This is a genomic window from Halanaerobium hydrogeniformans (genome assembly GCF_000166415.1).
GTDB classification, from domain to species: Bacteria; Bacillota; Halanaerobiia; order Halanaerobiales; family Halanaerobiaceae; genus Halanaerobium; species Halanaerobium hydrogeniformans.
In genome coordinates this window covers 506,197-519,043 of record NC_014654.1, presented here as the reverse complement: position 1 = coordinate 519,043, position 12,847 = coordinate 506,197, and the positions used below count along the sequence as shown (strand labels likewise).

The following is a 12,847-nucleotide window of genomic DNA, read 5'->3' as shown; positions in this document are numbered from 1 at the left end:
ATCACTTTAAACAAAGCTGACTAAATATTCGCCAATTTAAACTTAAGACAAAATAAGGGAGCAAAAGCCCCCTTATTCAATTTTTTTTATTTAATTATTAGCTTTTTAAACACTTTTCATAACCGTATCCATTTCTGACATAACTTTTTCTTTAAACTCTGCTATGCCTGCCTCAGCAGCCTCTTTATCTGCTGCTTTAATTGCAAAGTAGAACTTAAGTTTCGGTTCTGTACCTGAAGGTCTGATCGTTAATTTAGCATCACCTTCTAATAGATACTGCAGTACATTAGATTGAGGAAGCTTTAATTCTTCTTCCCGCTCTTCTTCTATATAGACTACCTTAGACTCCTTATAATCTTTAGCAAGCAGCACTTTGCGACCGGCAATTTTTTCCGGACTCTTTTCTCTTAAAGAAGCAATCGTTTTTTCTATAACTTCCTGGCCCTCTTTACCTTCTAACCTGATAGATTCCAGATCTTCTAAATAATATCCATACTGTTCACGCAGTTCAGCCAGTCTCTGTAGTAATGTTTTATCTTCTTCTTTGTACTTTAAGGTCATTATGGCTGCCAGAGCGGCTGCGACAACAGCATCCTTATCTCTAGCATGTTTACCAACTAAATAGCCGAGACTTTCTTCAAAGCCGAGAATAAAGTCTTTATCTCCTGTTTCTTCAAATTCTGTGATCTTTTCCCCGATAAATTTAAAGCCTGTTAAAACATCTAGTACTTCTATATCATAATCTGCAGCGATTTCTCTTACCATATCTGTGGAAACAATCGATTTGATAATAACTCCATTATCTGGCAGTTCTCCACTTTCACTAATACTTTTAAGTAAATAGTCGGCAAATAATACCCCGAGTTCATTTCCATTTAAAGTCTGGTAGTTACCATCACCGTCTTTAACAGCAGGTGCCAGACGGTCACAATCAGGATCAGTTGCTAAAACTAAATCGGCATTTTTTTCTTTGCCCAGCTCAAAAGCCAGTTCAAAGGCTGTTCTTTCTTCCGGATTTGGACTTTTCACTGTTGAAAAGTCTGAATCTCCATCTGCCTGTTCTTCTACCACAGCCAGATTAGTAAAACCTAGCTTTTCTAAAACCTGAGGAACTGCTGTGCTGCCTGTTCCATGGAGTGGAGTATAGACTATTGATAAATCTTTGCCTTTTTCCTCAGCTAGATCTGTATCGATTAAAAGATCAACCACAGTATCCTGATATTTTTCATCTATTTCACTACCGATGTATTCCAATAAATCCTGATCAAGAGCTTCATCTTCATCAATTATGTTAACAATAGAAAAATCGTCGATCTCTTCTATTTCGGCAATTATATCCCTTGCCTGAGCTGGTACAACCTGACCACCATCTTCCCAGTAAAGCTTGTAACCATTGTATTCTGGAGGATTATGGCTTGCTGTTATAACTATTCCTCCGATAGCATCAAGTTCTCTAACCGCAAAAGAAAGTTCAGGTGTTGTTCTCATCCCATCAAACAAATATGTTTTTATCCCATTAGCAGCAAGTACAAGTGCTGCCTCAAGTGAAAATTCTGGTGAATTATGTCTGGAATCATAGGCGATTACTATCCCTTTGTCCTGACCATCTTCACTGTAATTAATTATATAATTAGCTAAACCCTGAGTAGCTTTTCTAACGATATATTTGTTAATCCTATTTGTGCCTGCACCCATTATCCCTCTCATTCCACCGGTTCCAAATTCAAGATTTTTATAAAATCGATCCTCAATCTCTGCTTCATCCTCTTTGATGGCTTCAAGTTCTTCTTTTGTTTCTTCATCAAAATAATCACTCATAAGCCAATCTCGATATCTGGACATATAATTCAAAATTGATCAACTCCTTTGTTGATAAACTCTCAATAATTTTTATCATCCTTGATTTTTATCATTCTTATAAAAAGTATTATATCACAAATAATTTTTATAATAAAGCGTGAGCAAAATTATTCCATTTTAATATTTTAAACTATATTTAGATTCTATATCTAAAATTAAAAGTTAGCCTGCGTCCATATTTATCAGTGCTGTCTGAGCCCTTCTCATTCAACTGACGGTCAACCTGAAATCTGCTCTGAATTCGCAGATTATCACTGATATCCCAGGTCCAGTTAAGGCCCAGCCTATCTAAAAAATAATCTCTATTTAATATGGGATCATATTTGTTCTGCTGTCTCTGCATAACCACTTCCCAGTCATGTTGATCACTTAAATCGTACTGCAGGGTATACTGGATTCTATAGGTCTGATATGACTTATAATCATAGTCAGCTTGCAGATAATCTTTATCCCTGAGCAGCAGTACTATTCTATTGCGGAGCTTTTCGCTCAAATAAAAGGTATAATTACCCTCAAGTTCTCTGGTCAAATTATCGTAACTATCACTGTGCTCATAGATCCTCTGCTGATGCTGAAACTTAAGGTAATAATATTCTCCTACTGCCAGCTGCTGGCGGTAACGAAGCCACATCCTGTCATAACTATAGTAATCTACCGGTTCTTCTCCATCATCACCGGGATCAGTATAAAGCCTATCTCCACTTTCTATACTCCCGGATATTACAGGTTGATAACTTCTGGCCAGAACTCGTTGACTTGAAAAGCAACTCAAAAAAAGGAAAAAAATACAGCAGACTAATAATCTCAGCCAAAGATTAACAGATTTTTTCACAGAAATCACCCTTTTATTTTATAATTCACGACAGGTTGGATAATTCCTGCAAATTTTAGAAATTATTTACAATTAATTATTGTATTTTAAGCTATTTTAAACTTAAGCCTGCTGATTAAAGTTCTAAACCAAAGATCAGGGCTTCATCGATAAATTCATATCCGATGAAAAAGTCAAAACAATCCTCTTTTTTACGGATCCTTAAGTTTATCTCATCCCACTCTTCAGTATCCAGATTATAGCTTCCGTCAGCATCGATGGCCCAGGCTGATTCCGGCAGCTCTCCGGCTAGTTCGAAACTCAAAGCAGGTTTAAGCAGCCTTTCATCATCTTCCCGATCATCAGGCAAAGGTGAACTGCCTGAACTTAGTTTTTCTTCATAAAACAATGAGCTGTTCACACTCAAACGCTCAGCTGGATTACCGCGATAGCTCAAACCGGTTCTCAGGTTAAAGTAATGATAATTTTGATCAAAACCACTCTTATAGTGATCAAGGCGGTAATTGTGACGGAAGTGATAGCGCACACTATCTGTCAGATCAAAGTTATAGCTGAAGTTTAAGCCGGCTCTATATTTATTTAATTCAATTCCGGCATTTTCCACCCGACCAAAGGCCAGATAGGGATTGAAATTTAAAACTCGCGGTAAATTGAGATGAAGGTAGGGATAATAATTATAGCTTTCTCCATCTACATAACGCAGATTCCAGGGAACCGGTCCCCGATTATAGCTTAAACGATAGTTTTCTTTGATCAATTCTTCACTGTCATATTCCTGACGAAAATATGTATTGACCCCACTTTTATGTAAATAACTTGAAGTAATATAGTAACGGTCCCGGTTATCTTCAACCAGTAGATTTCTTAAATAACCACCTTCTACAGAAAAACCCGGAATGCTGTACTCAAGTGATAAAGTATATTCTTCTTCCTCTTCATCGATCACATCTGCATCACTATCATATTCATAAAGATAGTTATAACGGTTGATCAAATTTAAATTATCTGTTAAGCGGTGCACATTGCTGAATTCCCTTCTTTCTTCTTCATCTCCAGCCCGGTAATAATAGATCTTACCACTGTTGCTGTCACTTATCTGATAGGGATAAGACATCTCTACAGTTATTCCTGTTCCCTGTTCATAACCAAATTGAGGAAAGGGAATGGTATCACTTAAAGTTTCTCCTGCTTCTCCCTCAGGATCATAGGTAACTGAATAGTAAGGGAGATAAAAGACCGGTATTCCAGCCACATGAGGTACTATATGATAAATTGAAAGGGTATTATCGGGATTGATCCTGATCTCCCTGGCCTTAAAATGATAATGGGGATCTTCACGTTTACAGGGGGTAAACTCTGCTTCTGTCAGCTTACCTTCAAAGGGAGAGGCTGCTATTATCTCAAGTCTGGCCCCGGAAAAATAGATTTCTTCTAAACTTCCTTCTGCCCTGTAAAGACTTCCGCTCTGTTCTTCATAATTATACTCTAAACTTTCCCCATAAAGTTCTTCTTTATCAGAGGAGATTATGATATTCGACTCACCTTTAAGCAGCCTTGCCTCTGTATCTAAAAGCAGCTTATCAGCCTGAATGGTATATTCTTCAGCTCTAAAAGAAGCATTACCCTCAAAAAGGATCAGCGAATCAGCTTCCCTAAATATTATTTCATCTGCCTCCAGAGTATATCGGGCAGAAACAGCTCCACTGAAAAGCAAAAGAAAACAGCAGGTCAGAACAATGTATTTTAATTTTTGCCAATTTAAATTATTGATTTTCAACACAATTATAACTCCTAGCTATTAAAAAACCCGCCCTTCAAGGCAGGTTTTTTAGATTAATATAATATTTTTTTAGCTTTATTAAAATTTAAATTCAAAAGATGCACTAATGTTTCTTTCATCTTCTTCATCATCACTTTCTATAATCTCATAACCAAGTGATAAACCATAAGTATCATTAATGTTAAAGCCAAGTCCAAGATCCCAGGCTGTCTGCGAATTAAAAGCTGACTCTAGTTCTTCTGGATCAAGCAGTTTATAGGAAGCACTGAAAGTAGCCAGATTGTTAAATTCTAATTCTACCCCGGTAATCCTCTGGGTTATCTGATCATTGAGGTTCATCTGATAACTGGCCCTGATCGTACCCATTGGGTTATCATACTGCATCCCAAAAACCGTAGAATCTCCATAATAGTCTAGATTGCCTGTATAATCTCTAAAATCAGTATTTTCTATATAGTCAGCCGAAACTGTCAAATGATCACTGGTTCTGTAGGCAAGACCGATATTACGACTAACTTCACTTTCTTCTCTAAAAACTGTATCTGTACCCCTGGCACCGGTTGAGTTTTCGCTAAAGTCCATGGTTTCCAGATTTGGATTGTGCTGTCTTTCCCACCATTCACGATTGGCAAGACTGTAACCTGCTCTAATCAAGGAACGAGAATTTAAAAAATATTCAAGCTGTAAGTCTGTTTCTGTCTGCAGTTTGTCATCAACCATCTTTTGAGAATAATCTGCATTTAAAAAGAGATCAGATAAAAGCCTCATTCCAGGGACTTCATCTACTCCATTACCTGTTAAATTGAAAACTGCACTATCTATTTCTATATTATCTATTCCAGTCTGACTATCGAACTGGGAGGCTATACCCATCAATTCTTCTCGAGCTTCTTCAGAAAAGCCTCTTTCTTGAGACAGGTCAAGATCTTCTATATTTTCTTCCATGCTTTGATCTAACTGTACAGCATCTTCTGCTGCCACGTTAAATGTAAAGACCAGAAGAAAAACCAAAGCCAATATTAATGTTTTTTTCATCTTTGCCTGCCCCCTTTGCTTTAATTTAGTTACACAATATCATTATAACAGAAAAAGCTTGAATTATCTAGAGCATAAATGATATAATTTAAGGGAATTAGCAAATAAATATGGAGAGGTGAAGCAATGACAGCAGATATTAGTTTTATTGCAGCACTGACTGCAGGGTTGCTTTCTTTTTTTTCACCATGTATCTTACCTCTGATCCCCAGTTATCTCTCATATATGCTGGGAGATTATGCTAAAGCTAAAGAAAAAGAAAATAATTTTTCTGCAGCAATCAGAGCTATCAGCTTTATAGCTGGCTTTACAGTTATTTTTATCTAAAACTGCCAAGAAAACTCCATCCAAGCTATGCATTAGGTGGAGATGAATTGGCTATTTATTCTGATTTTCAATATACTTTTTAATTGTCTCAATAGTAGCACCACCAGAAGATACAATAATGATATTGTAGACTATAAACAGAATGATAATTGTTATTTAAGTCTCTATTCATAAAGATCAAACCTCCATTTTTTCTTTTACAAGCAAACATATGTATGATATAATTATAGTAGGATGGAGGTGAAAAATCAATGCGATTATCATTTAAATTCAACCCTAAATTAAGCCATAAGCAATTAGTAATAATTAATGAATTAGCCTGGCATTGCTCTAAATTATATAATATAGTCAATTATCAGATTAAAAATAATAAAGATGTAAAAGCTGTCTATACTGAATTAGAAACTAGATATAAAAATAACTGGCATAATGACTACCTTCACTCCCATAACAGACAGCAGGCATTAAAGCAGTTAGCTCAGGACTGGAAAAGTTTTTTTAATTCTCTCAAAGATTATAAAAAGAATCCTCAAAAATATAAGGGGCAGCCAGGGTCACCTAATTTTAAACATATGAACAGTAATCCCTGTGAAATAATTTTTACCAATTTAGCTGTTAGAATTAAAGATAACAAATTACTCTTATCCTTATCTAAAAAGATACAATCTAAATATAATGTGAAAAGCCTTAATTTTGAGCTGCCTGAAGCAGTTCAAAGCATTATAGATTTAGATGCTGTCCAGCAGATAAAGATTAAGCAGGACCGTATTTCTAAAAGATGGTATCTACTAATCATCTATAAGACCGAGGAAATAAAAGAAAATAATAACCCTAACATAATGGCAGTAGATCTAGGTCTTGATAATTTGGCTACTTTAACATTTAAAAACAATTCTGAGTGTTATATTATCAATGGTAAAACTATTAAATCCAAAAATTCTTATTTTAATAAAGAAATTGCCAGACTACAAAGCATTAGAATGAGGCAGTTAGCTACCAGTAAAATTAGAGATACTAAACGAATAAAATATCTGAGATTAAAGAGAAGAAATTATATTAGCAATTATCTCCATAAAGCTAGTTGCAAAATAGTTGATTTAGCAATTGAAAATCAAGTAGAAACTATTGTAATCGGAGATATAAAAAATATTAAACAATGCAGCAAGCTTAAATCTTTTGTCCAAATACCGATCCAGAGATTAAAAAAATTAATTGAATACAAAGCTAAACTAAAAGGTATCAAAGTTGTTGAAATTGATGAAAGCTATACTTCTGGATGTAGTTCAGTAGATCTGGAAAAAATAAATAAAAGTAACTATGATAAATCCAGAAGAATTACTAGAGGTCTCTTTAAAACTAACGAGGGCCTATTAATTAATGCTGATCAGAATGGTAGCTTTAATATACTTCGTAAATATCATAAGGATAAATGTATTCTCAGACCCATCAAAGAGGCGAGAGATAATGGATTTGTGGACAATCCTTCAAGATTAAGGGTATCCTAAACTATTAGGAGCAAAACTTAAAAGCCAAACATCTTGTAAACTGACCTAGTAATATAGGTTGAACTTTAATCTATATGAAGCAGTTAGAAGCTCCCTCTAAATCTTGGTTTTGATTTAGGTGGAGAGGTTCACAGAGAAAAGAAATTATCTTTACCATATTCCCTGCAGGGCAATATGCGGGCCTTTACAATGGGAGTCATTTTAGCCTTAGGCTGGACTCCCTGTATCGGCCCTATCTTAAGCTCTATCCTGGCAGCAGCTGCAACAAGGACAAATCTTCTTGAAGGTGCCTATCTACTTTTGATCTATTCAATCGGTTTAGGTATTCCCTTTTTGCTGACAGCAGTTTTCATGGATCAACTGCTGCCCAAATACAAAAAGTTCAACAAATACCTGCCTCTTGTCAATAAAACGGCTGGAGTCTTACTGATAATTTTTGGTATATTATTACTAACAGGCTATATCGAGGTTATCAATAGAATGTTACTTTAATAGAATGTTACTTTAATAGAATAACAGATTGTTAAAACCCGGGAAATAAAAAATCCCCCGGGTTTTTTATGTTTGCCTTATTTTCAGCTTTTAAGGTTTTCTAGAAGCTGATTATTAAGCCTGTTTTGATCATCGAAGATTTTGTATCAAGATCAAAACTATTGTATGTCTGACCATCAATGAACTCAAAGCCTACAGAATCAGTATATTCTACGTCACCCATAATATAGCGACCGGTAATATTCCAGCTCAGGTTCTCTCTTAAAGCCTTTTCCATAAATGCCTCTAAGTATTTATAGTCCAAATCCAGGTCAATTTCTCTGAGAGTCCCATCATCATTAACTTCTCCAGCCCAGGAAATGTTTTTATTTACAAACTTAGCTCCCAAGGTAGTTTTTTCATTCCAGTCATAAGCAGTTTTTAAGGTAACTGTTCTCTCGTCAAAATTGTCAAAAAACAACTCATTTTTAACAACTTCCACTTTAGCTGAATTATTGAATCCATTCATATCATTTTCAAATACTATCTCATATTTATCTTTATCTTCAGCAGTTAAATCATCACCAAACCAATCATCCCAGATGCTACCCGGTTTAACCAGAGTATAGCTACCTATTACAGAGCTATTTTCATTGAAATCATAGGCAGCTCCAATTTTATAAAGATCATAAGCTAAGGCAGCTTCTAAATCATGCTGATAGGCAAAAAACTCATCACCAACACTTTCATATACTGCACTTAATTTTAACTGATCAGAAGCAAAAAGATCTGCATAAAAGTTAAGTAAATAGTCATCCTGACTTTCATCACCATATTTATATTCATTATAAACATATTCTCCACCAAAGAGCAGATTATCGTTAAAGTAATAATCATCGATGGCTAAAGAAACATTAGTCAGTCTTTCAGCAGGTACCACAAAATCAACAAATATAGTATCAAAATAGAAATCTATTAATTCTATATTCCAGGTATCAGCATCTCTACGAACCTGATTAATTTTAGTTGTTAGCACTCCATAATCAGTTTCACTTCTACCTTCAATAGCAAAGACATCAAAGTCAGAGTCATCACCATAACCTGCTACCAGAAATTTGAGATCCATATCAAGCTGGTTGGTGCTTAATTCTACACCCTGAAGATCTTCTTCATCTACAAAATAACGAGCTATATTATAGTCTTCAAAATCTCCCATTCTTAACTGTACTTCTCTGTAATCAAAAGTTAAAAGAGCTTGATCCATTTTAAAGTCAGGCTGATCTTCTTCCTGATAATCAAATGCGCTTTTTTCTTGAGTAAATACATTTGTTAAAGTATCCATTTCCAGTTTAAAGGCTGCATCACCAATTTCAGCATTGATTACAAAATCCAGCTCCTGCCAGAATCTCTTTTTAGATGGTAATTCATCAATGTCATTAATATCATCGATATCTAAAACATCTTCGTCAGCCCAGATAAAAGCAGCCAATATTCTCTCTAATTCATCATCATCATAAGCTGCAGCTTCAAAATATGTAGCTATATCCAGAGAAAATTCCAAGTTATCCTCTGGTAGATCTAAAGCATTTACTTCCCTCTGCAGGGCTGCTAAATCCTCAGAGATAAGATCCAAATCCGCTCCTATAACTGCAAGTTCTTCTTCAAACTCAGCAGTCAGCGCTTCTACCAGATCTGCAACTTCAGAAGCCTGTTCATATGTAAGTCCCTGGCCTAAATTCTTTTCCAATAAAGATTGAACTATGGCAGCTGTATCTTCTGCCTGTCCCATTTTCAAACCTTCAGCAAGTTCTTCCTGTTCAGCAGCTATCTTATCTAAAGCTCTATTGACCATAATAGCCATCTCATAGCGGTTCATTGTCCGCTGGCCCTTATACTCTCCATCAGGATATCCTTCTACTATCCCTGACTCAATCAGTTCTTCAATTGCTGAATATGCCCAGTGATCTGCAGGCACATCAGTTAAAGAAAGACTTAAAGCCGGCATGGTTAAAGCTAAAATCAAAACAATAGCTACTGCTAAAGTTAATTTTTTAAGCACATAATTTCCCCCTTGTAGTTAAATATGACAATATTTAACTTAATTATATCAGTAATAGTCTTTTATATCCAGAAGAATACGAAAAACAAAAAAGAATTTAATTACAATCTTAAAAGAATATTTTTATAATTTTTACAAAAAAATAAAGGATTTTTATAATTTATGTTTAATTACCAATATAATTCAATATAATAATATATATACAGGAGGGAAAGTTGATGAAAAAAATTGTTCTAGGAGTCTTAATTGTATTAATGTTAATCTTTAGTAGTACGGTCATGGCTGAAAGTTCAGGTTATTTTGAAGCAAGGTTAGGTGCAGATTTTTTTGGCGAATTAGAATTAAATTATGAAGGTTTAAATTTACCAGCTGTAGATGTAGCAACTGATTTTTCTTTAATTGGAGAATATAAGGTTCCTCTGGAGGATAGTCAGTGGAGCTTAGGTGCAGGCATTACATATCAACTAAATAGGGATTTAGAAACAGGTTTTATTAATTTGTTATATGAATCTTCTAGCTCTGATACGATCGATGTTGATTTTAGTTCTACTGCTTTATATGCTCTATTACAGTACGATCTTGCAAATGAACCAATTTATCTTGTCGGTAAATTGGGTTATAGTATTATAGATGCAGACATATCAGGTATTACTGATACATTTAATGTAGAAGATGTTGATGTAAATGGCGGCCTATATTATGGAGTGGGTTTAGGATATAATATTGGTCGAAACTATGTGATTGAAGGCTTGTATTCAGTTAATAAAGGTGATGTTAATATAACTATATCAGATACAAATGATGATATTGACTTAGATCTTGGATATTCTAAATTCACCTTGAGTCTTGGAATGAAGTTTTAAATTATTTAAGGAAAAATACTTTTCTTAAAATTGAAGCATAGAAGAGAAACCCATCTCTTCTGTGCTTTTTTTGTGATGTTATCTTTCTTTTTAAAATTATTACCTAGTCTTAATCCACTTATCACCGGTCCATTCATAAGTACCAGCACCACCTTCTGAATAAGCCTCTCTAAAAGCATCTGTTTGTTCTTTTGCCTCTGACCACCCTGTTCCAAAAGCTCGGTCTTCTATATTCACCTGATCACCACTTATAGTAACTTTTGTTATCGGATTATTATAAAAGGAATTGTTTCCAATGTTTTGCACATTATTAGGTATCAAAATTTCTTTTAAGTTGTTTCCCTGAAATGTATGGGCGCGAATTTCTTCCAATGAATCAGGTAGAATAACAGATTCAAGGCCTTTTTGCCAAAAAGCTGCGTCATCACTTCCACCGTGAATGGCTTTTATTCCTTCTGGGATCTGAATATACTTTCCGATATGCTCTATATTATTTAATGAAAATAGAGTAGTAACATTATCCTCTGAAGATTCATAGTCATCTGTAGTGAGCAAATAATGTGTTAAAGAATCCCCTATCATAAGATACCACTTCTCATCATCAAAGGACCATTTAAATTCTGCATCTCTAGTCTGAGGCTCAATCGGCCCATCATCTAAGTAGCCCCTCCCCTGTAAAAAAGCAATTAATTGCTGATCTGTTTCATTATTATCAATAAAGGGGTCCTCTGAAAGCAGTGCCATTCTAGCTACCGAAGTCACACTGTTCAATGCCCTTACCTTAGTTTGATCAGCAGAAATGTGGGCACGCTTAATAACACCAGAAAACCTAGGTACTGCAATAGCTGCAAGTATACCAAGTATAGCTATTACAACAATTAATTCTATTAGAGTAAATCCTTTTGTGTTATTAAGCTTTCGCATCAGAATCACGTCCCTATGTGATCTTAGTAAATTTAAAAGGCATCAAGTAGTGAATCTATTATTGTTTTATCCAATTCTCCCCATCCCAAATGTAAGTTCCTGCACCATTATCAGCATAAGCATTTTTGAATTGTTCTGTATTTGCTCCAAAAGCATCTTCTCCAATATCTACTTCTGATGAATCTATAGTTATTTTATTCAGTTCATTACCCTCAAATGCTCCTTGTTCAATTTTATTTAAACTCGCTGGTAGATGGATTTCGGTTAAATTATTATTTCTAAAAGATCTCATATCAATTTCTTGTATTGAATCAGGTAAATTAATAGTTGAAAGATTATTATTATGAAAAGCATCAGTGTGTATCTTTTTTATTTGGCTTCCCTCTTCAAATTCCAAATTATTTAAACCGACATTATAAAAAGCATAACGCCCAATATTTTCTAAAGTAGTGTCATTTATTGAAAAAGGTATAAATATATTTTCCCCAATCCCAGAGTAAATATGATCATTACCACTCCAAGCACCTAACATTCCATTATTATGAATTTCTAAGCCGTCATTTGCAGAAACAACATAAAATTTATCTTCAAATGACAAAGACCATCTCTCTTCTGCAAAGAGCCAGGCAAACTCAATATTTTCACTTTGAGGTTCAAAATCATCTGAAATATAATCATTATCTGCTAATATCTGCAGCAGAGATTGATTTGTATTCGATTGATCGCTAAATGGATCTGAAGATATAGATGACCTATAAACTGAAGTTACACTATTCAGATTTCTTGCTGCCGCTTGATCAGAAGCAAATTTTGCCCGTTCGATTACTCCTGACATCCTTGGCAGAGCAATAGAAGCTAAAATACCTAAAACTGCTATAACTACTAAAAGTTCAATCATTGTGAAAGCAGAGTTGTCTTTTTTTAAAAAATAAATATTTTTTAGCATAAAATTCACCTATCTTTAATGTTTAATATCTTATATTAATATTATTATATTCACTATAACTTAATTAATTCCTTTATTTATTTTTTTAAGGAGACTCTTTCATAACTAAATTTTTTTATATAAAATGTCTTATTTTGTCAAATAAATAAAATTTTTATAATTATTAAAGGAATATTGCACCTTTCATAGAATTATAAAAATTAAGTTATCTAATAATATTTATTTTCATTGGTGGTGATCTGCTA

At 34.4% G+C, this 12,847-nt stretch carries 11 protein-coding genes; 4 read left to right on the top strand and 7 right to left on the bottom strand.

Annotated features, from left to right (window positions below):
* Window positions 1-105: 105 nt before the first annotated feature.
* From HALSA_RS02300 to HALSA_RS02285, 4 genes are all read right to left on the bottom strand, one after another.
* The gene (locus tag HALSA_RS02300) at window positions 106-1,851 is read right to left on the bottom strand and encodes a phospho-sugar mutase (protein WP_013405028.1); all 1,746 of its coding nucleotides are present in this window, start codon (window positions 1,849-1,851) and stop codon (window positions 106-108) included.
* A gap of 145 nt (window positions 1,852-1,996) precedes the next feature.
* Entirely contained in the window at window positions 1,997-2,692 is a 696-nt protein-coding gene (locus HALSA_RS02295) for a hypothetical protein (protein ID WP_013405027.1), read from the bottom strand.
* A gap of 115 nt (window positions 2,693-2,807) precedes the next feature.
* Entirely contained in the window at window positions 2,808-4,472 is a 1,665-nt protein-coding gene (locus tag HALSA_RS02290; RefSeq protein ID WP_013405026.1) for an LPS-assembly protein LptD, read from the bottom strand.
* A gap of 78 nt (window positions 4,473-4,550) precedes the next feature.
* On the bottom strand, window positions 4,551-5,507 hold the full coding sequence (locus HALSA_RS02285; RefSeq protein ID WP_013405025.1) for a hypothetical protein: 957 nt from the start codon (window positions 5,505-5,507) through the stop codon (window positions 4,551-4,553).
* Window positions 5,508-5,633: 126 nt separating this feature from the next.
* Between HALSA_RS02285 and HALSA_RS02280 the strand changes: the two genes are divergently transcribed.
* From HALSA_RS02280 to HALSA_RS02270, 3 genes are all read left to right on the top strand, one after another.
* The gene (locus HALSA_RS02280; protein WP_041595757.1) at window positions 5,634-5,834 is read left to right on the top strand and encodes a cytochrome c biogenesis CcdA family protein; all 201 of its coding nucleotides are present in this window, start codon (window positions 5,634-5,636) and stop codon (window positions 5,832-5,834) included.
* 251 nt (window positions 5,835-6,085) lie between these two features.
* Window positions 6,086-7,339, top strand: a complete 1,254-nt coding sequence (locus HALSA_RS02275; RefSeq protein WP_013405024.1) for an RNA-guided endonuclease InsQ/TnpB family protein — start codon at window positions 6,086-6,088, stop codon at window positions 7,337-7,339.
* Window positions 7,340-7,513: 174 nt separating this feature from the next.
* On the top strand, window positions 7,514-7,831 hold the full coding sequence (locus tag HALSA_RS02270; RefSeq protein WP_083789286.1) for a cytochrome c biogenesis CcdA family protein: 318 nt from the start codon (window positions 7,514-7,516) through the stop codon (window positions 7,829-7,831).
* Between the two features lie 100 nt (window positions 7,832-7,931).
* On the opposite strand, the gene HALSA_RS02265 is transcribed toward HALSA_RS02270, so the two are convergent.
* On the bottom strand, window positions 7,932-9,869 hold the full coding sequence (locus tag HALSA_RS02265; RefSeq protein WP_013405023.1) for an S-layer homology domain-containing protein: 1,938 nt from the start codon (window positions 9,867-9,869) through the stop codon (window positions 7,932-7,934).
* A gap of 218 nt (window positions 9,870-10,087) precedes the next feature.
* Here HALSA_RS02265 and HALSA_RS02260 point away from each other — a divergent pair, with 218 nt between their 5' ends.
* Window positions 10,088-10,732: an outer membrane beta-barrel protein gene (locus tag HALSA_RS02260; RefSeq protein WP_013405022.1), complete on the top strand. Its 645-nt coding sequence runs from the start codon at window positions 10,088-10,090 to the stop codon at window positions 10,730-10,732.
* A gap of 99 nt (window positions 10,733-10,831) precedes the next feature.
* On the opposite strand, the gene HALSA_RS13110 is transcribed toward HALSA_RS02260, so the two are convergent.
* Both HALSA_RS13110 and HALSA_RS12330 read right to left on the bottom strand, forming a co-directional pair.
* Entirely contained in the window at window positions 10,832-11,656 is an 825-nt protein-coding gene (locus tag HALSA_RS13110) for a leucine-rich repeat protein (RefSeq protein WP_013405021.1), read from the bottom strand.
* Window positions 11,657-11,714: 58 nt separating this feature from the next.
* Complete coding sequence (locus HALSA_RS12330) at window positions 11,715-12,602, bottom strand: leucine-rich repeat protein (RefSeq protein ID WP_013405020.1); 888 nt, start codon at window positions 12,600-12,602, stop codon at window positions 11,715-11,717.
* Window positions 12,603-12,847 lie beyond the last annotated feature (245 nt).